The organism is Corynebacterium felinum (assembly GCF_030408755.1).
Lineage (GTDB): Bacteria > Actinomycetota > Actinomycetes > Mycobacteriales > Mycobacteriaceae > Corynebacterium > Corynebacterium felinum.
In genome coordinates, this window is sequence record NZ_CP047209.1 from 1,543,445 (window position 1) to 1,562,157 (window position 18,713).

The window sequence follows — 18,713 nt, forward strand, 5'->3', positions numbered from 1 at the left end:
TAATTATATTCACCCTACTTGTGGTGAGCTTCATTCCGCAGTGCTTGTTCTGCCCCTTCATGGCATGGGGAAACATGGTATTTGGTAGCTGGCTACTTCTTATTTATTGATCCATTGGGCAAGCAGATCTACAAGTTCATCATCACTGTGGCGCGAATGTTCAGGCATGAAGTACGTAGGATGGGTTCCTCCCCCAGTCCCGCTGGATTTCAGCATGCCTCGTAGTGAACTGTCGCAAGTGAAATCATTGGCTAGGCAGTAATTGATCCGTGGAACTGTGCCCCTTTGAAGAGGCACTGCGCTGAGCATTCCGATCCCATACAATGGGTTGCCAAACACATGCTGGGCGTGATCTTCGATGCGCATGTAGGGATTGCCCAAATATACGACGCCGCGAAGTTTTCCGCGTTGGGCAAAATACCGCTCATGGGTGCTCAAGATGATGGCCCCTTGGCTGTAGCCGGTGAAAATATAGTCCGGTTGGCAGCCTGTTTCATGCTCGTAGCGGGCTAGAAACTCCGGCGTGTGCCCAATTCCTGTCAGGATGCTTTCGTACAAATTGCGCACTGCATGGTCGATGATGCTGAACAACGGGGTTTGCCACAGAATTTTTACCGCACGAGTAAATGTTTCCCACAGGCTGAGTACTTCACCTTGTTTGGCAAGTTCCGGCACGGGGAGAAGGGCAGGATACACGCTGTGGTCGAGGCCGATGATATCGACATCTTTCAGTAACGACTCGCCAGGGTGCAGCTGTGCATAGCGGGCTTCTGCGTGCTTGAGCATTCCCCGAATATTCTCGCCTTCAAATCCATTGGAGCCAAAGGATGCGGGCGCTTGCTCAGAATAGCGGGTGGGGATCAGATTACTGTTTTGTTCACTGCCACGTGCGGCCACAATCGTGACCTTCGGGCACTGGGAAGCAGCTTCGTGGGCAAGTGTGGGGTGTGCGATTGATGCAGCGATGCTTACGGTGAGTGCAATGGTAGAGAAGAGGCGAAGTGTCATGGTTAGTGTTCAAGGGCTTGGGTGGAAAATGGATCAACATATAAGCAGGAGAATACCTCAGGTAATAGTAAAAAACTGATGAGCAATTACTCAACAAATCCTCACCAGTGGTGTGGTGTGTCGAGTGTTATCCTCCCCCAATTCACCCCTAGAAGATTTTTGACAGAAAAACCCTCACAGTGCACGCAGGCCGGTACTGCCTAGATACCAGAATTCACTAGGTGCACTGTGAGGGGAACAAGAACTACGAATGTGGCTAAGGCTCATTCTCAGCTGTGTCATGCAGCGTAGGAAGTGTGGCTAGTGTTTCAGTTTCCACGCCCCGAATCTGCCACCACGAACACATAAGGGTATGAATATCTGCCTCTTCTTCCGGTTCGATCACTGCGCAGGCGTACTTCTCGTTGAACGCTGCGAGTTGATCGTAGAACCCGCGGGTGTTGGCGATTACCGCTTCACTATCAGCGTAGGAGGAAAAACTCTCGATGGTGTCAATTTGCCCCAGCAGCAAAGACTCGAGTTCTGGAAGCGCGTGCTCATCGAAAGGAGCGTCCCAAAATGCGCGCTCCGACTCTCGCAGATATGCGCCTGTGGCAAATGTGTGCAGGTCAACGATGAATTCTTTCACCGCTTCACGGCACGTATCGAAAGCGCTCACAATTTCACCCCCAGCAGCGCATCAATTGCGCGTGCTACGAGTGCACCAGCCTGAGTAAAGGACTCCGACGGATTATGCAAAAGCTCAGATTCTTCACCGAAATCACTAGTGTGGCTACTTGCTTGCGCCCACTGGTCTATGGCATTGAGTGCAGCTGGGGTGTCCAGATCATTTGCAAGCAACGTCCGAACTCGTTGCACCAGCTCGGCGGCTGCATTCTTGTTCGTTGCTACCTGTGCTGCATGGCGCCAGTTGTCGAGTCGGGATTCGGCCTGCGCCAACACTTCATCAGACCAGTCGCGGGACTTACGGTAGTGTCCGGCGTAGACACCGAGGCGGATTGCCGAAGGGTCGTGGCCTTGTTCGGTGAGCTTGGAGACGAATACGAGGTTGCCGAGAGATTTCGACATTTTCACTCCATTAAGGCTGATCATTCCCGTGTGTACGTAGTGCCCTGCCATGCGTGAGTGTCCGTGCGCTGCTTCGGCGTGTGCTGCGGAGAACTCGTGGTGTGGGAAGATGAGGTCAGAGCCGCCACCTTGGATCGCAAAATGTGGCCCAAGCCTGCGTGTGGCAATAGCGGAGCATTCTACGTGCCAGCCGGGGCGCCCTGCGCCGAAAGGTGCTTCCCAGAATGGTTCACCTTCCCGGCGCGCCCGCCAGATGAGTGCGTCGAGTGGGTCGCGTTTGCCTTCGCGTTCGGGGTCGCCGCCTCGTTCGGCGAAGAATTGTTCCATGAGGGTGCGGGAGTAGTTTGATTCGTAGCCGAATTGTGGGGTTGCGGTGATGGAGGCGTAGATGTCGGGGTGTTGTGGGTCGTCGACGATGTAGGCTGCGCCGTTGTTGAGCAGTGTGGTGACCATGTCGATGACTTCGTCGATGGTTTCCATGGCGCCCATGTAGTGTTCGGGTGGGATGACGGACAGTGCTTCCATGTCGGAGCGGAAGAGGTTGATTTGGCTGGTTCCGAGTTCGCGCCAGTCGACGCCGTCGCGTTCGGCGCGTTCGAAGAGTGGGTCGTCGACGTCTGTGATGTTTTGGACGTAGGTGACGGTTACTCCTTGGTCTTTGAGGATGCGCCCGATGAGGTCGAAGGTGAGGTAGGTGGCTGCGTGCCCGAGGTGTGTGGAGTCGTAGGGGGTGATTCCGCAGACGTACATGCCGGCGGTGTTGTTGGTGATTTCTACGGGTTTGACTACGCCGTCGGCGGTGTCGTATAGGCTGAGTGCGATTGCGTCGCCTTCGAGGGTGGGTATTTCGGGCTGGGGCCAAGAATGCATGAATGTAAGCTTACCTAAGGGGTGTTGCTTTATCCGATTTCGCGCGTGTTGGTGTTGGTGGGTTTTTGTTTCGTGGTGTCGTGTGGGGTGCGTGTCGACGTCGTGGGTTGTGTGTGGGTGTGTTGCGGTTGGTGGTTGTGTGAGGTTGTGGGTTCTTGTGCGTGTCGGGTTGGGTGATGAGGGGGTAAGGAAATCCCCGCACGCGGTGATTGTTTTGTGTGCGGGGATGTGGTGTGAGTGTGGTTTTAGGGGATTAGTATTCCGGTGGCCAGTAGTGCCATGACGCCGAGGCCTACTGGGATGCGGTAGGCGGCGAACCAGCTGAAGGAGTGGTGGGCAACGAACTTCAGTAGCCATGCGATGGAGGCATATCCGAGGGCGAAGGCGATGGCGGTGCCGACGAGTAGTTGCATGCCGGATGCTGCTTGGCCTGCTTGTGGTGCGAAGGCGTCGCCGAGTGAGAATAGTCCGGATGCCAAGACTGCGGGGATGGCAAGGAGGAAGCTGAATCGGGCGGCGACTTCGCGGTTGAGGCCGACGAATAGGCCTGCGGAGATTGTGCCGCCGGAGCGGGATACCCCGGGGATGAGTGCGAGGCATTGGGCAAGGCCCATGATGATGGCGTCTTTCATGGTGAGTTCATCGTAGGTGCGTTGTTTTTTGCCGTATTTTTCTGCTGCGATGAAGACGAAGGAGAACAAAACCAGTACGGTGGCGGTGATCCACATGTTGCGGAGGTGTTCGCGGATGAGGTCTTTGCCGAGGAATCCTAGGATGGCTACTGGCAGTGTGCCGACGATGACCATCCAGCCCATGCGGTAGTCGAATCCTCGTGCGTCTTTGTTGAATAGGCCTTTAAACCAGCCGATGAGGATGGTGATGATGTCGCGGGCGAAGTACACCAAGACTGCTGCTTCGGTGCCGAGCTGAACCACGGCGGTGAAGGATGCGCCTGCGTCCTGGCCGAAGAACATGGTGCTAATGATCCTCAGGTGGCCTGAGGAGCTGATCGGCAGGAATTCGGTGAGCCCTTGCACGATGGAGAGCACGATAACTTGGAGCCATGACATCTGTTCGACAGATGCTTGGGCGAGGATTTCGGTATTGATCACAACTTAGTACGCTACCCCGAAAGCTGAGTGATTATAGGTATTGGTTAGAGGAATATTTGGGTGAATTTTTCAACATCTCGGCCATGGTGGTGAGCTATCACCCATCTGTGGTGAGGCTTTTTGTTCACGGGGGTGTGTTGTGGTGATGAGGTGGACGGGTGGTGTTGGTGTGTGCAGGGGGTGAATGCTTCCTGTGGCTTTGTAGAGACGAGCGATTCTGGACTAGTTGAATGGGGTTGTGGAGGAATCAGGGTAAGTTCGGTGTTGCGTGCTAAGCTGGTGTTTTGTGAAATCTAAAGCCTTGATCGTCGCGTGCATGAGTCTGAGCGTCGCTGCTTCTTTGTCGGCGTGTACTCCCCCTAGTGTTGAACAGAAGCTACCGAAGCAGATGGGTAACGCCACTCCCGTTGCTTCACCGAAGCAAGAAAAATCCGATGATCAACTCTTAGGCACCGTTGTGAATGTCTCAAGTCTTGATGGCATTGAGGATCTTGAAGCTGTAGATAACACCCTTGCGTTGCGTTCGGGGGCGACGGTGTTGATGGGGACTGTGGAAGAGTTTAAAGCGGGCGAACATGCGTCCTTGAGTGTGGATGAAGCTTGTGGGGATATCACGACCAGCGGTGAAGAGTTTATCCTTGCGTGCCCAGATGGCATTTATAGCATTGATGCCACTGCGTCTTCGCCTGCGGCCACGCGTGTGCAGGAAACCCCCTATGCGGTAACGTCCGCTGTGAAAACATCGTCTGGTTCGTATCTTGCAGCAGGTGCGGACAAGCCTGAGGTTTTGATGTATGACAAGGATGGGCAAACAACTATCCGTACCGAGGGCATAACTGATCAGCTGGTGAGCGTTGCTCAGGATTCTGGCGAGGATGCGGTTTATCGCATTAACCGTGAAAAAACCATCATTCAAAACATCTACCTTGATAAGCAAAGCTCAGGTGCTGTTTTGCGGGTGGGTCTTGGCGTGGGTCAGGTGTCGGCGGCCGAACAGGGTATGGCTTTGACCGCTGATGCTGTGGGTCACCAGTTCGGCGTCTATTTCGCCCACGATGTGATTCGCTTGCACCAAACCACCCCGACCGCAGGGCAATCCGTGTGGGATGTTGCGTGGGATGCGAAAAACAAGCATGTGTGGGCGGCAACCACCAGCGACAACAAGCTGCGTGGTTATGACATTTCTAGCGGTTCAGGGGAAGAGAAATTCCAGCTGGATACGGTCATGGATGCACGCAATCTCACGACTGTCGCCGATGGTTCGCTAGTAGCGGCATCAGCAACAAGCCCGAAGGTGCACATTATTGATGCTGCAACACTTCGCACCACAGCACGCTCATGAGGGTTCATCGCACTTTCACGTCTTATTCCCACCGCTAACAGACACACATTGGGTGTGATTGTGTGGTGGTGGCCCACACCCCGGGTGCAAGTGGTGTGTGGCAGGTGGGATGAGGCACGCAAGTTTTAGTGCGTTAAGCGCCGTAGTACTTTTTTAAAACATTTTTTGACGATTCCGACAGTAAAAGAGCACGAAAATGACGAATGTGACAGCCAAAAAAATCCGCACACACGCCTACAAGGGTGCGCTCAAGCTCATGTTTAAGCTGCCACCAGAGCGAATCCACGGGATTATCGCCAAGGGCATGGACGTTCTTCAAAGCGCCCAGCCAGTTGGCAAACTGATGAACAAAGTTATAGCTGTCAACGACCCTATTCTTTCGCAGCGCGTCTTTGGCACTGTGTTTCCCCGCCCACTCGGGTTGGCCGCAGGCTTTGACAAAAACGGGCACGCCCCAGACGCATGGGCTGCTGTGGGTTTTGGCTATGCCGAATTAGGTACCGTCACCGCTTCCCCACAGCCGGGTAACCCTACCCCACGCCTGTTTCGCCTGCCAGCAGACAAAGCGATTCTCAACCGCATGGGCTTTAACAACGCCGGTGCTGCTGAAGTAGCCACCAATCTTCGCCGCCGCAGCGGCACCAACGTGATTGGTATCAATATTGGCAAAACCAAGGTGGTTGAACCAGAGCATGCGGTTGATGATTACCGTCGCTCCGCTTCCTTGCTCGGTGATCTCGCGGACTACCTCGTGGTCAACGTCTCCTCCCCTAATACCCCAGGTTTGCGTGACCTTCAGGCAGTAGAATCGTTGCGTCCCATCCTGGCTGCGGTGCAGGAGGCAACATCCACCCCAGTGTTGGTGAAAATTGCCCCTGACCTCTCGGACGAAGACGTGGATGCAGTCGCAGACCTCGCCGTGGAACTTGGGCTCGACGGTATCGTGGCCACCAACACCACCATTTCCCGCGAGGGGCTTCAAACCCCTCAATCTGAGGTTGAGGCAATGGGTGCTGGTGGTATCTCCGGTCCCCCAGTTGCCGACCGTGCAGTAGAAGTCCTTCGCCGTCTGTATGCTCGCGTGGGCAAAGACATGGTGCTCATTGGTGTTGGCGGCATTAGCACCCCGAAGCAAGCCTGGGAACGTATTGCTGCTGGCGCTACCCTTCTGCAGGGATACACCGGCCTGATCTACGGCGGCCCAGAGTGGATTCGCGATATTCACCTCGGAATCGCCGCTCAACTGCGCGCCCATGGTTTCAGCAATATTAGCCAAGCCATAGGTTGCGGTTTGAAATGGACACTCGACTAACATCGAACACCCTTTTTCACTGAAGGTAAAAGAAAAAAGGTGGCATCTTCGTAGTAAAACAAAGATGCCACCTTTCATTGTTCCCAACGCAAGGAACCTAGCCCTTAGGGATCATGGCGCGACGAATAGCAAGACTGCAGGCAAACGCCAAGAGCGCATAGGCCGGAAGCCAGTACTGATCCCACACCATAAGCACAGGCTGTGGGATAAAACGACCAATAACTACCAAAACCAACGCAATACCAAGTGCAACCACCTGGGCCATGCTGGATTTTTGGTTACGGGTCATCGTGGCAAATCCACCTAAAATGGCACCCGCCACCACGATCAGAAGAAAACGAGGAGTCACTGGAAAAGGGCTCATCCAGCCGTGGGTAATCACTTCAAAAGCGGTGAAAATTGCCAGCACAATCGCCACAGCCATCAAAGCACCACCAATACGGATTGGTGCAGGAATGCTCACTTCAGCAGTGGGCTTTTTAGTCATTCTCGTACCAACCCCACACGATGGCTCGCCCAAGGGAATGGAAATAGAGATTAAACCCGAGAACAGTTGGAGTAGCGCCGGCAGGAATATCGAGCTTTTCTACATCAACTGCATGTACAGCAAACAAGTAGCGGTGCGGCCCATGCCCCGATGGAGGCTGCGGTCCGTAGTAGCCAGCAATGCCGGAATCACCACGAAGGGTAACAACCTCATCAAGGCCTAAAAGCTTCTGGTCGGCAGCACCCGCGCCTTGAGGAACTTCGGTCACCGAGACAGGAATGTTGAACGCAGCCCAGTGCCAGAAACCACTAGCGGTTGGGGCATCAGGGTCAAAGCAGGTAATAGCAAGAGATTTGGTGCCTTCGGGCAGATTATCCCAAGCAAGATGCGGGCTGACATTGGAAGGGGCAACAAACAGCTCACCGATCTTCTCACCATTGCTCAGATCATCGGAGCGAAGATCAAAGGTGGGCAGATCTTTCAAAGGCGCATAAGGGTCGGGGCCCGGGAAGCGGGGATCATTGGCGTAGGTATTCATGTACTCATTCATACCCTAATCCTTGTGATGGTTGCCACTCCAACGCGCATAAAGTTGCGCATACCTCTTCCCTAACGCCACGAGCTGATCGTGAGTGCCATCCTCAACAATCCTTCCTTCCTCCATCACAATGATCCGATCGGCGCTCACTGCCTGATCCAACCGGTGAGCAACCACTAGTGCGGTTTTCCCTTCGGTCACCGCCATCGCGGCCCGTTCGAGAGTGTGAGCGTGTTCACTGCCTGCCTCACTGGTGGCTTCATCCAAAATAACCACATGAGGTTGTCGCAGCACCACGCGGGCTAGAGCGATCTGCTGGGCAATCTCTGGGCTCATTTCCTCCTCGCCTGCACCCACTAAAGTGTCTAGCCCATCGGGGAAAGAGCGCTGAAAAGCCTGGGTTTTTGTGCTAAGCCCCACTGTTGCTAGAGCTTCAAGCAGTTGTTCATCCGTGGCCGATGGGGCAGCCCACTGTAAGTCTTGGCGCAATGTGCCAGAAAAGACATGCACTTCTTGGCTTAACAGTGTGACATTACGGGCAGTCCACGCATCGGAGACTTCTTGAGTGTCCACATCCCCAATGAGGATCTGCCCACCAGTGGGAATATGCAGGCCTGCAATCAAGCCAGCGAGGGTTGATTTTCCGGCACCAGAAGCACCAACAAGTGCAGTTTTTGTATGTGCCTGAAGATGCAAATTTAGTGGTGGTATCACTTCCCCACCACCGGGATAAGTAAAGCGCAGATTGTTCAGCGTGATATCCGCAGGAGCATGCAAATTAGCAGGCTCTGGCTTGTCACTTGCCTGCTGCATTTTCGCTAAGGACACAGCACGGCCCAGCATGGTCGCTGCGGCCTGGATTTCGCCGGAGAAAAACACCACGTTAAAGATGTGGATTTCGGCACGAACAACCAAAAAGATTGCCGAGGCGGCTTGGCCTTCACTCACACTTCCCTGATGCACCAACCACAGCGCAAGAATGATGGTGCCAATAAGCCACGCACCATAGGCGAACTGCCCACAATACAACAGGCGCACCAAGTAAGGCACACGATCGGCGCTTGCCTGCATCGCAGCCCAACTGTTCTTTTTCATGCGTTCTAAAGCCCAGTCGCCATAGTGAAACGCCCTTAACGTGGGCAAACCACGCAAAGTATCAAGCAATGTGGAATTGCGTTGTGCTTCAGCCACGCTCATGTGGTTGGACACCTGCGGGAGTGCACGCAACGTCTTTTTCGTGCTCGGGTATACCAACACCAGCGAGACTAAGAAAACGAGCAAGAACCGGGCGTCGATAAGCACTAAAGCCCCGAGGGTGAAAGGGAAAAGCAAAACCGTATTAATAATCCTGCTGCCGATCGGGATAAGTACCCGCATAGAATCGTCGACATCATTAGTCATGCGAGTAATCACGTTGCCGGTGCCCAGCTTCATCACCTCAGGAATCGGTGCACGCAACACCGAATCCAAGCAAGCACGTTTGAGATCCACGCTTAAAGTGCGCAGTTTCAGCCCCACAAAGTACTCGGAAAGCGCGCGCCCCAACGCATCCACGATCAATGACAAACCGCCGATAGCGATGAGAATCAACGCCGCGTCCATGCCGGTGCCCCCAACAGGTACCTCAGTGCCGCGCAACGCATCCACAACATGGCCAAAAACCGTGGATTGGAGGACGAAAAAGCTCAAGATCACTGAATGCAAGGCGATGATTCCCAGCACCCATCTGCGCGACCAGCAATGTGGCAATGTAGTGAAAAAGCGGAACGTCTCACCAAGGCTTTCCGGCGCTAAAGCATCTGAAGCCAACGCGGGCACGAAAGTGTTTTGGCGCTGGAAAAATCGCTGAAAACAGCGTGTGATCAGAGATTTCTTTTCTGGATCGGCGGTGGAGTTATTTTTTCCAGTTGTCATTTCAGTCCTCCTTGACGTGCTGCACTAGCCCATGTTTGGCGCCCAGAAATAACCACGGTGACACGGTTTTTGCGAAGCTGTGCCGTATTGTGAACAACCTTGTCTAAGGTCACTGCGTCCAAACCAGTTGTAGGTTCGTCGAGCAAAAGTATCTCTGGGTTGCGGGCAAATGCGCGGGCTAAGGCGATGCGTTGGCGTTGTCCACCCGACAGGTTCAATCCGGCCTCGCCAATACTGGCTGAAGGCAGTTCGCCATTAGGGCCGTAGCCACCGAAGCGTTTGACAATATCGTCGCAGGCCGCAGCATCGAGGCTGGCGCGAAGATGCGTAAGATCGATATCGCCAAGCGGGTTGATGTTATCTTCCAAGGTGCCTTCAAAGATGCTCACGACGTGCGGTGTGGCCAATGCGCGCTCGTGTCGGGCGAGTTGTTGGAAAAGGGTGTAGTTTTCGGCGGTGGGTTTCCACACATGCAAGCCCGGAGCAGGGATAGGGATGAGTTCGCTGGGGTGTTCGTCGAGTTCCTGCTGGGGTTGGATTTTTATGATGCGCTTAGCAGCAGCCATAGCAATGGCCCAGGTGGTACTGAGTGTGCCTAAGGCGTATCCAGACCATGTCAACGCAGGCGGCGCGAGTAGTGTGATGCTTAACATTTGGCCGGCACTAATTTCGTTACTGCGGGTCAGGTAAGCTCCAACGCCAATGATCAGCACGCTAAACAGTGCAGGTGTTAGTTGGCGTAGGAAATTCAACGTTGCACTTAATTGTACGTCTTTGCGCATCCACTCAAGGGCGTGCTCGCTTTCTGCATAAAAACGGGCGCGCGTGGGTTCGACTGCCCCGAGTCCTTTGAGTACGCGTGAGCCTTGAGCAACATCGGTTGCGAGTCCGGCAACTTTTGCTTCTGCTTCTCGACGTCGGGAGCTTACTTTCTCAATCGGTTTCGCACTCCACGCTGCAACAGCTGCGGTCGCTATCATCCCTAGGGGGATAATGAGTGCTACTTTCCAGCTAATGGAAGCCAAACTGATGGTTGTTCCCACGATATAGGAGAACATCATCACCGGAAAGTTAAATATTTCGCGAATATTTGCTGCAGTATCAGCATCTGCGTCTACCGTATTGAGGATTGTTCCAGGCGAGTGCTCGCTACGGGGGCTCGATAGTAGCTTTTCGGTGAGATAGACGCGCACATTGTGGGTCACGCGGCTGACGCCTACTTCGGAAAATCCATCACTTAAACCTTCGGAATAGATGTGGAAGATAAGAATGCTGAGCAATATCAGCAGCGGGATTACCACAACGATCGGATCAGTGGAACCAAAAGCGTGGTCAATGATCCAGCCGATGACAAGAGGGGTGGTAGCGGAAATGGCTGAGCCGATGCCGAGGATGATCACTTGGAGTATCACGGCTGAGCGGTAGGCGAAAAGGAGGTTCCGAATGAGTGCGGTGGGGCTGCGCCAGCGGTGGGGTTGGACGGCGGTGTCGTTGTGTGGCGGTGTGGCTGGGGCGAACCAGCTCCACAACTTCGCTCGTTTCGGGGTGTTGAAAAGCATATCAATAACCTTACTTTTAATTGTTCGATAGATGATGCGGAATTGGAACAGAAGTTAAGAATTTCAAAGACTTGCCCAAAAATGGCCTTTGAGCTGGCGATTTGTCATAGTCAAAGCTCTCTAATATAGTTTTGGGAGTGCCCAGCCAACAGGCTGAAAACAAAACCCAAGCCCGGGTGGCGGAATGGCAGACGCGCTAGCTTGAGGTGCTAGTGTCCTACTAACGGACGTGGGGGTTCAAGTCCCCCCTCGGGCACTCGATACACTTGTTGTAGTGTTGAGTTTTGAATAAAGGCTGTGAAATTTTCTTCGGAGAGTTTCACAGCCTTTTTTCCCATGCCACTGCTACTTTTGGGGCTTTGGGGCTGAAGGGACAAAAAGTGTGGACCAAAAGTGAAGCTTCACAAAGAAACGATTGCGAGGCTGACTTCTTGGGAAGTACTCTCCTAGGGTTAAAATCCCATCACGGTTGAAGTACTGTGGCGTGTGCTGATGGTAGCCGAAAGTAGATCAACGCCGTGATGGTTTTTTACAAGCTGCGAGTTGTTAACGCACGGCCGGCTTTTTGGCTTCGACTTCCTTTGATCCGGACTCGGCCGAAATGGTGTAGGTCTCCCCTGCCTTCAGCTCGGGGCTGCTGAAGAAGATCTGACGCACCTCGACCTCCACCAGTTCTTCGAGAATCACTGTGTCTTTAGCATCACGGATCGAAATGGCCTCACCGATGCCAATATCCATCGGTTCTCGAATCCATGGCGCACCTAAGGTCACGCCGATCGGTTCATGATCCTTACCCGCGGCAAAGACCGTGCCACCAGTGATTTCAAAAGATCCATCCACATCAAAGAACCCATTATTGCCCGGATCTTGGACGAAAATTCGCACCTTGCCGTTGGTGATTCGCAACTCGCCATTGGAATCGATGCCGTCGGTGCCAGCATTGATAGACAGGTCGCCACCGGTAATGGTGATCGAAGGCTTGAAGTAGTTGGGGCGATCTTCCGGCAAGTTGCCAGAGGACGCATTGATGCCATCATCGGTTGCGGTGATATTGATCGTGCCACCTTCAATGAGTACGGTCAGTGCCTCAATACCCTCCAAGGCGCGCACGATATTGACTTCGCCGCCAGTAATCACAGCGGTCGTGGTGGCGTTGATGCCGTTATATTCCGCATCAATGGTGACGATCCCGCCGAGAATAAAGGCGTCGCCTTCGCATTCAATACCCTTGCGGCCAGCCTTCACATTGAAGTCTGCCTTCAAGATCACCAGTTCTTCACCGTTGACTGCATTGTTTCCGGCGGAAATTTCATAGGCGCCGCTTTCCATAATCACATCCGAGCCAGCTTTGAGTCCGTCTTTTTGTACCGCAATTTTTAACACACTGCGGGCAGAATCAATGACACCATGTGCAGGATCGGTTGTATCCGTTGCGGTAATGCCGTGAGCGCCGGCATCAATAGAAATGTGGGCATCGCGGACATAGACGGAGTCGTAGGCCTCAATGCCGTGTCCGTCGGCAGAAATATAGAGTGCACCACCAAGGACTGCGACATTGTTTGCGGAAATGCCCGTGCTGTTACTGGTAATACGTAATTGGCCGGTGCCAACGAACGTGAGATTGACGTTCGAGCGCACCACACCACTGCTGTTATCGCCCTCGGTTACCACTACAACGTTGCGGGCGGATTGCACAGTGATCGATGGAAGTGTGGCATTGGCCAACCGAATGACAACCAGTTCCTCGGGGGCATTAATGGTTAAAGCGGGCAAGTCGCCGCTGAGGGTATAGCTACCCCCGCGGGTAATGTCTTGCTCAGGGTTGAATTCAGCGGAGGCGACTGCGGTCCATTGGGACTCGTGTACGCCTTCAAAGGTTTCGTTTTCTTCCCTGGTGACGGAGATCAAACGCTGATAGTTCGTTTGGGTCAAAGTATCGGCGGTTTGGGGTACTGGGGTCCGCGGTTCTTCGGTTGGAAGATTGTGGGTACAAGCAGTAAGGACTCCTGCGGTTAAAATGGCGAGGGCTAAACGCACAGATCGCATATGAGGAGCTTCTCCTTAAGCTTGTCGTGATGTGTTGTTGATAACGCAATCGTTGTCTTTAAGAAATAGCTTATTAGAGTATTCCACCGCTCGAAAAATGGCAAAACCCGTATAAATTCCCCGTCGCATGTCGGAGCCTAGTTTGCACACTGTCTACTTTTGGTTTCGATAGCTTTAAGAAGGCTTAACTTAAGGAGAAAGTCGCTGCTGTGAACAAAGACCTTGAAATACCTGAAGAAGATTTTCGCATCACCTTGAGGGTGCTTGAACAGGTAGGTGACTTCCCTAGCGATCACCTGCAATCGAGGCAACTTCAACAAGCGGTAGCCAAGCTTTTCAAAGCGGTGAAAAAACAGCGTCGACAAGCAGCGAAGCAACGCCGCCAAACAAACGACGCCTCCGTGCTTGCCCGCACCGCAACCGCGAACCCGCAGCGCATCGATGATGAGACTGCTGGGCTTGTGCCTACCCCCGCCGCACTCACGCCGCCGACGAGCGCGCACCTTGATTCTGGGCAGTCGGCTCTGGGGAATACTCACGCGCGCATCGCTGCTGAGGTGGCGACACCGCACGGCTGGGCCGGAAAACTGTACCGGGCGAACAAGTGCTATATCTGCAAGCAACCTTATACTTTGGTCGATTCCTTCCACCACCAGCTGTGTCCTGACTGTGCTGCAGACAATCGTGCCCGGCGTGAGGCGCGGGTCGACTTGTCGGGTCGTCGTGCGTTGCTTACTGGTGGACGGGCGAAGATCGGTATGTATATTGCGCTGAAGCTGTTGCGCGATGGCGCGGATGTGACAATCACGACGCGTTTTCCGAAAGACGCGGTGCGTCGCTTTTGTGCAGTGGCTGACTCAGATGCGTGGCTTGATCGACTGCACGTTGTGGGTATTGATTTGCGTGATCCGAATCAGGTTGAAGATCTAGCAGAGCGGATGTCGGCCCAACCGCTCGATATTTTGATTAATAATGCTGCCCAGACTGTTCGGCGTTTGCCTGGCGCCTACAGTGGGCTTATCGACGCCGAAACTGCGCCACTTACTGCTGCGGAAAGCAGCGTTGATTGTGTGAGTTTGGGGGCAACATCAACCCTGCACCCCGCAGTGTTGGTCGGTGGCGATGCCCAGGCGTTGGGCGAGGCTGCGCCAAGACCAGTTGTGGATGCGGATGCGGTTTCTGCACAGATTCATGCCGCGCGCTTAGCAGCGCTGGCGCTCACGGGTGGTTCGGCGGCGCTGGAGCGTGTTGCTGATGGCACGGCAGTGGATGCTGGTGGGTTGATTCCTGATCAGGTGGAGCATAATTCGTGGGTGGCAACCATTGGTGAGGTTGATCCGCTTGAGCTGTTAGAAGTTCAACTGTGTAATGCGACAGCGCCATTTATTTTGCTCAATCGCCTGCGCCCAGCTTTGGAAGCATCGAAGGCGCGGCGTAAGTATGTGGTGAATGTTTCGGCTATGGAAGGGGTTTTTCACCGCGGGTATAAAGGGCCTGGGCATCCGCATACAAACATGGCGAAAGCGGCGCTGAATATGCTCACCCGCACCAGCTCCGCGGAACTGTTTGAGCATGGAATTTTAATGACCTCAGTAGATACTGGGTGGATTACTGATGAGCGCCCCCACACGCTTAAACAGCAGATGGCAAGCCAAGGTTTTCACGCACCTTTAGATCTCGTCGATGGTGCAGCACGAGTGTATGACCCGATTGTGCAAGGGGAAAACGGCGTTGATCTCTACGGCTGCTTCCTCAAAGACTTCCGCCCTCACCCGTGGTAAACCTTCTACTCCCCTAGCTTTAGTGCGTTATGCATCCCAGTGGGCATACAGCTTCGCATAGGCACCGCCTGCGTTTATGAGTTCATCATGGGTGCCGTCTTCAATGATGGCCCCATTGTCCATCAAAATAATCCTATCGGCACCACGAGCCTGATCCAGACGATGTGCGACAATTAGGCTCGTGCGCCCACGAGTGGCCAACGTTGCCGCATGCTCTAATGTCTTAGCGTGCTCGCTGCCGGCTTCGCTGGTGGATTCATCCATAATGAGCACAGGCGGATTCCGTAGCAGGATCCGCGCTAGCGAGATTTGCTGCTCAACCTCGGGGGAAAGCTCATCAGCTCCAGCCCCAATTGGCGTATCTAATCCTTGCGGGAACCATCGTGAAAACACCGTGCCACTTAAACCAACAGCACTTAAAGCCTCCAAGAGCTGTTCATCATCAGGGTTTTCTGCTGCTAGATGCAAATCCTCCCGCAATGTGCCAGAGAACAAATGCACTTGTTGGCTAATAAGTGCCACATGCCGCGCAATCCATGAATCAGGGGCCAAGCGGGTATCCACATCACCGATATAAATCGTTCCCGCCGTCGGTTGCTGCAGCCCAGCAATCAGCGCCGCCAACGTCGACTTGCCCGCACCTGATGCCCCCACCAGGGCAGTCGTACTCCCTGCAGCCAACCGCAACGAAAGATCTTCAATAATTGCAGCACCCTGCGGGTAGGAATAACTCACGTTACTTACGATCACCTCAGGTGACGAAAGATCAGCAGGCTCACACGTGGTATTCTCCTTCCCCAACAAAGCAAGAGAAACCGCGCGACCTAGACTCGTCACCGCATTTTGAATATGCGCCGAAAAAGTCAACACATTAAACAAATGAATCTCTAACCGCGCCACCAAAATCACTGCAGCACCAGCCTGCCCCACACTCAACACCTGCTCATGCGCCAAAAACGTGGCAAGAACAAGCGTTGCACACAGCAACAGCCCGTACGCAGTCGTACCAAACAGCAACAACCGGCTAAAAATAGGGATACGACCAGCCATTGCCTGCACCGCAGCCCAATTCTTCTGCTCCACACGCGCCAAGGCCCACCGGTGACGACCAAGCGCACGGATTGTTCCCAACCCCTTAATCGTGTCCAACAATGTATTATTCCGCGTAGCTTCCTTTTCCGACATCGCATTCGTCGCCGGCGGAAAATCCCGCACAATTATCTTCACCAACGGGTACTCAACCACAACGACCACGCACACAATAACGATGAACGACCAATGCACAAAAGCCAATGCCACAGTCGTAAACGGGAACATAAAGGCCGTAATCACCAGACGTGCGCCAATCTCCTGAAACGCACGAGAAAAACGATCCACATCCTTAGTCAATCGCGAAATCACATTGCCAGTCCCCAACTGGACTACCTGCGGAATCGGCGCCGCTAACACCGAACGAACACAGGCCTGACGCAAGAAAATCGCAAGCTCAGCAATCTTACTTACCAACAAATACTGACCAATATTCCGCGCCACATTCTCACACAGCAACGCCACCACAATCACCGCAAGGACGCTAAAAAATATCCCCCGATCATCCCTATAATCAACCAACCTCCCCAACAACGACGAAGTCAGCACCATCACGGTCAACAACACACCAAAACTCAACCCCATCCCCACCCACCAGCGGCGCGCCGGGCGGGCCGGAAGAGTGCGAAGAAATTTTATTGAGGTTTGTAAAGATGCAGGGGTAGATAAATCAGTAGTCATTGTGTGTCACTATTTCCAATGGCGCAGTAGTAGGTTGGGCAAATGAGAAACTATCGGCATGAAAGCGCTGGGGGATAAACAATAAGCTCGTCGGTGGGCATTTCTCAGCGGACGACGGATGAGATTCAGCACAAGTTTGTGACATCGCTACGTGTTAGGTGTGTCAGCGGAAGACACGAGTAGGAAATCCTCATCAGTGAACACCACGTCAGCCGCACTGATCCACGCCTGGGACGTTGTAATCACAATCGTGCGCTTAGCCTTACGCAACTGGACAACTGCCGCAGCTACCGAACTTAAGGTCACCGCGTCCAAACCTGTGGTGGGTTCGTCAAGGATGAGGAAATTTGGATCCATATTCAACACCCTGGCCAACGCTATGCGTTGACGTTGTCCACCGGAAAGGTTCAAACCACTCTCTCCAATGGGTGCAGTAGGAAGCTGGCCCATAGGCCCATATCCACCCAAACGCTGCACAATATCGCCACAAGCTGCCGCATCCAAGCCAATGCGGGATTGGGCATCAAACTCCACGTTATCGGCAAGCGTACCTTCAAATACCGCAACAACATGAGGCGGATACACCGCTTCACACTCCACCACATACCGTTGCGCCAACTCTTGCGCCTTGACTCGGGCAGACTCAGTACCTAAAGCCCACACCTCTAAACCAGCGCGATCCGGCTGAAATACCGAAGAACTGTGCTCAAATGCTTGATCTACATCTGGTTCACTGTGCTCAGCTTCCTCCAAATCGCTTACGAGAGCATTCAGCCGGGCAGCCGACGCCGTCGCCCTGCCCCAATATTCTGCAATCATTCCCAAAGAAATACCCATCACCTGAAGCGACAGCGGAACAAGCAACGTAACAGTGACCATGTCGCCGGGCGTGATGTCGCCGTCGAAAAGCAAGAAGCCCGCATAGCCAATAATCACAGTGATGAAAACAGTAGGGACCGACTGCCTAGCAAAATCGCACCATGCCATCACCCGTGCATTCGCACGGGTCGCCTCCAACGTTGTGCGTGCAGCCTCATCAAAACGCTGTTGACTGCGCCCAGTAGATCCCATCCCCTTCAATACCCGCACACCCTGAGCAAAGTCCGTTGCCAACGACACAGCACGAGACTCAGCAACACGACGCGCACTATTAGCCCTATTAATCGGCCCCACAGTTGCACGCGCAACAAGCGCAGTCGAAATTCCACCTAACGGAACCAGCACGGCCAACAACGGTGAAATCGGTGCAAGCACTATCGACGTACCGATCAAATAACCCGCCATCGTGACAGGGAAATTCAAAATATGCTTGAGCTCACCCACAATCGACGTGTCATCATCAACTGTATTCAGAACCTCACCTGGCGTTTTCGTACGCGGTGCGCGCGCCATCAACCTATGAGACAACTCCATCCGCAACCCGTGCGTACTTCGTGCAGCCACAACATCGGTCAAACCGTCGGCCGTAGCCTCCATAAACCAAGAAAACAGCAGTAACGCAACAACCGCAAGCACTGGAAATACCAAAGCCGAAACAGGCTGATGCCCAATCACTGAATCAACAGTCAAGCCCACGACACGATTTGTAACTGCAGAGGCCAACGATCCCGCTAGAGTTGCTAGAATCAACGATGCCGAAATGCCAGGAAAAGAACGAAGAACGCGCAAACACAACGCCGCTGCATGATCTCCAAAGCCCAAGGCACGCGGATCATGCGTCGGCGGATCCGATGGCGCAGCCCACGCCCACGTGCGCATTCTTTGATATCTCATAAAGTATGAGACTACCGCTCTCCAATGCCGAAACAAAAGTGCCGTAGCTCACCTAATCAGCCCCTGTGTGTGTAAAACAACCAGCACACTAGGTGCTCAAGACTCACAAACGCCACCACACCCCCTTGCGCAC

General features: G+C 53.7%; 14 protein-coding genes and 1 tRNA gene. 4 read left to right on the top strand and 11 right to left on the bottom strand.

The window, feature by feature from the left end; translation table 11 throughout:
- Nucleotides 1–99: 99 nt before the first annotated feature.
- The 4 genes from CFELI_RS06650 to CFELI_RS06665 form a co-directional block, all read right to left on the bottom strand.
- Complete coding sequence (locus CFELI_RS06650; RefSeq protein WP_277103687.1) at nt 100–1,008, bottom strand: hypothetical protein; 909 nt, start codon at nt 1,006–1,008, stop codon at nt 100–102.
- 256 nt (nt 1,009–1,264) lie between these two features.
- Nucleotides 1,265–1,666 carry a hypothetical protein gene (locus CFELI_RS06655; RefSeq protein ID WP_277103688.1) on the bottom strand — a complete coding sequence of 134 codons (402 nt, stop codon included), beginning with the start codon at nt 1,664–1,666 and terminating at the stop codon, nt 1,265–1,267.
- A complete protein-coding gene (mshC, locus tag CFELI_RS06660) occupies nt 1,663–2,946 on the bottom strand; it encodes a cysteine--1-D-myo-inosityl 2-amino-2-deoxy-alpha-D-glucopyranoside ligase (RefSeq protein ID WP_277103689.1) in 1,284 nt (427 codons plus the stop codon). The genes CFELI_RS06655 and mshC overlap by 4 nt, the downstream gene beginning before the upstream one ends.
- 245 nt (nt 2,947–3,191) lie before the next feature.
- Entirely contained in the window at nt 3,192–4,016 is an 825-nt protein-coding gene (locus CFELI_RS06665) for an undecaprenyl-diphosphate phosphatase (RefSeq protein ID WP_277103722.1), read from the bottom strand.
- Between the two features lie 358 nt (nt 4,017–4,374).
- Here CFELI_RS06665 and CFELI_RS06670 point away from each other — a divergent pair, with 358 nt between their 5' ends.
- Together CFELI_RS06670 and CFELI_RS06675 are read left to right on the top strand one after the other, a co-directional pair.
- Nucleotides 4,375–5,400 carry a hypothetical protein gene (locus tag CFELI_RS06670; RefSeq protein WP_277103690.1) on the top strand — a complete coding sequence of 342 codons (1,026 nt, stop codon included), beginning with the start codon at nt 4,375–4,377 and terminating at the stop codon, nt 5,398–5,400.
- Between the two features lie 196 nt (nt 5,401–5,596).
- Nucleotides 5,597–6,712 (top strand): quinone-dependent dihydroorotate dehydrogenase, encoded by a 1,116-nt coding sequence (locus tag CFELI_RS06675; protein WP_277103691.1) that lies wholly within the window; start codon nt 5,597–5,599, stop codon nt 6,710–6,712.
- A 97-nt stretch (nt 6,713–6,809) separates the two neighbouring features.
- Here the strand turns inward: CFELI_RS06675 and CFELI_RS06680 are convergent, their stop codons facing one another.
- From CFELI_RS06680 to CFELI_RS06695, 4 genes are read right to left on the bottom strand one after another with little or no spacing between them, the layout of a single operon-like run.
- Nucleotides 6,810–7,199 (bottom strand): hypothetical protein, encoded by a 390-nt coding sequence (locus tag CFELI_RS06680; RefSeq protein ID WP_277103692.1) that lies wholly within the window; start codon nt 7,197–7,199, stop codon nt 6,810–6,812.
- A complete protein-coding gene (locus tag CFELI_RS06685; RefSeq protein WP_277103723.1) occupies nt 7,192–7,737 on the bottom strand; it encodes a YbhB/YbcL family Raf kinase inhibitor-like protein in 546 nt (181 codons plus the stop codon). Before CFELI_RS06685 ends, CFELI_RS06680 begins: the two co-directional genes overlap by 8 nt.
- 15 nt (nt 7,738–7,752) lie before the next feature.
- Nucleotides 7,753–9,651, bottom strand: coding sequence for an ABC transporter ATP-binding protein (locus tag CFELI_RS06690; protein ID WP_277103693.1), 1,899 nt, complete (start codon nt 9,649–9,651; stop codon nt 7,753–7,755).
- The gene (locus CFELI_RS06695; RefSeq protein WP_277103694.1) at nt 9,648–11,210 is read right to left on the bottom strand and encodes an ABC transporter transmembrane domain-containing protein; all 1,563 of its coding nucleotides are present in this window, start codon (nt 11,208–11,210) and stop codon (nt 9,648–9,650) included. Before CFELI_RS06695 ends, CFELI_RS06690 begins: the two co-directional genes overlap by 4 nt.
- A 170-nt stretch (nt 11,211–11,380) precedes the next feature.
- Between CFELI_RS06695 and CFELI_RS06700 the strand changes: the two genes are divergently transcribed.
- Nucleotides 11,381–11,466, top strand: a tRNA-Leu gene (locus tag CFELI_RS06700).
- Nucleotides 11,467–11,756: 290 nt separating this feature from the next.
- Here CFELI_RS06700 and CFELI_RS06705 read toward each other — a convergent pair.
- Complete coding sequence (locus tag CFELI_RS06705) at nt 11,757–13,256, bottom strand: carbohydrate-binding domain-containing protein (RefSeq protein ID WP_277103695.1); 1,500 nt, start codon at nt 13,254–13,256, stop codon at nt 11,757–11,759.
- A gap of 209 nt (nt 13,257–13,465) precedes the next feature.
- Here CFELI_RS06705 and CFELI_RS06710 point away from each other — a divergent pair, with 209 nt between their 5' ends.
- On the top strand, nt 13,466–15,037 hold the full coding sequence (locus tag CFELI_RS06710; RefSeq protein ID WP_277103696.1) for an SDR family NAD(P)-dependent oxidoreductase: 1,572 nt from the start codon (nt 13,466–13,468) through the stop codon (nt 15,035–15,037).
- Between the two features lie 27 nt (nt 15,038–15,064).
- Here CFELI_RS06710 and CFELI_RS06715 read toward each other — a convergent pair whose 3' ends face one another.
- Both CFELI_RS06715 and CFELI_RS06720 read right to left on the bottom strand, forming a co-directional pair.
- On the bottom strand, nt 15,065–16,807 hold the full coding sequence (locus tag CFELI_RS06715; RefSeq protein WP_277103697.1) for an ABC transporter ATP-binding protein: 1,743 nt from the start codon (nt 16,805–16,807) through the stop codon (nt 15,065–15,067).
- Nucleotides 16,808–16,954: 147 nt separating this feature from the next.
- Complete coding sequence (locus CFELI_RS06720; protein ID WP_277103698.1) at nt 16,955–18,580, bottom strand: ABC transporter transmembrane domain-containing protein; 1,626 nt, start codon at nt 18,578–18,580, stop codon at nt 16,955–16,957.
- Nucleotides 18,581–18,713: the final 133 nt, after the last annotated feature.

Coding starts and splice junctions, on each gene's coding strand:
- mshC (WP_277103689.1), bottom strand. CDS start 2,946: ATGCATTCTTGGCCCCAGCCCGAAATACCCACCCTCGAAGGCGACGCA.
- CFELI_RS06665 (WP_277103722.1), bottom strand. CDS start 4,016: ATGTCATGGCTCCAAGTTATCGTGCTCTCCATCGTGCAAGGGCTCACC.
- CFELI_RS06680 (WP_277103692.1), bottom strand. CDS start 7,199: ATGACTAAAAAGCCCACTGCTGAAGTGAGCATTCCTGCACCAATCCGT.
- CFELI_RS06670 (WP_277103690.1), top strand. CDS start 4,375: ATGAGTCTGAGCGTCGCTGCTTCTTTGTCGGCGTGTACTCCCCCTAGT.
- CFELI_RS06690 (WP_277103693.1), bottom strand. CDS start 9,651: ATGACAACTGGAAAAAATAACTCCACCGCCGATCCAGAAAAGAAATCT.
- CFELI_RS06675 (WP_277103691.1), top strand. CDS start 5,597: ATGACGAATGTGACAGCCAAAAAAATCCGCACACACGCCTACAAGGGT.
- CFELI_RS06650 (WP_277103687.1), bottom strand. CDS start 1,008: ATGACACTTCGCCTCTTCTCTACCATTGCACTCACCGTAAGCATCGCT.
- CFELI_RS06715 (WP_277103697.1), bottom strand. CDS start 16,807: ATGACTACTGATTTATCTACCCCTGCATCTTTACAAACCTCAATAAAA.
- CFELI_RS06685 (WP_277103723.1), bottom strand. CDS start 7,737: ATGAATACCTACGCCAATGATCCCCGCTTCCCGGGCCCCGACCCTTAT.
- CFELI_RS06720 (WP_277103698.1), bottom strand. CDS start 18,580: ATGAGATATCAAAGAATGCGCACGTGGGCGTGGGCTGCGCCATCGGAT.
- CFELI_RS06705 (WP_277103695.1), bottom strand. CDS start 13,256: ATGCGATCTGTGCGTTTAGCCCTCGCCATTTTAACCGCAGGAGTCCTT.
- CFELI_RS06695 (WP_277103694.1), bottom strand. CDS start 11,210: ATGCTTTTCAACACCCCGAAACGAGCGAAGTTGTGGAGCTGGTTCGCC.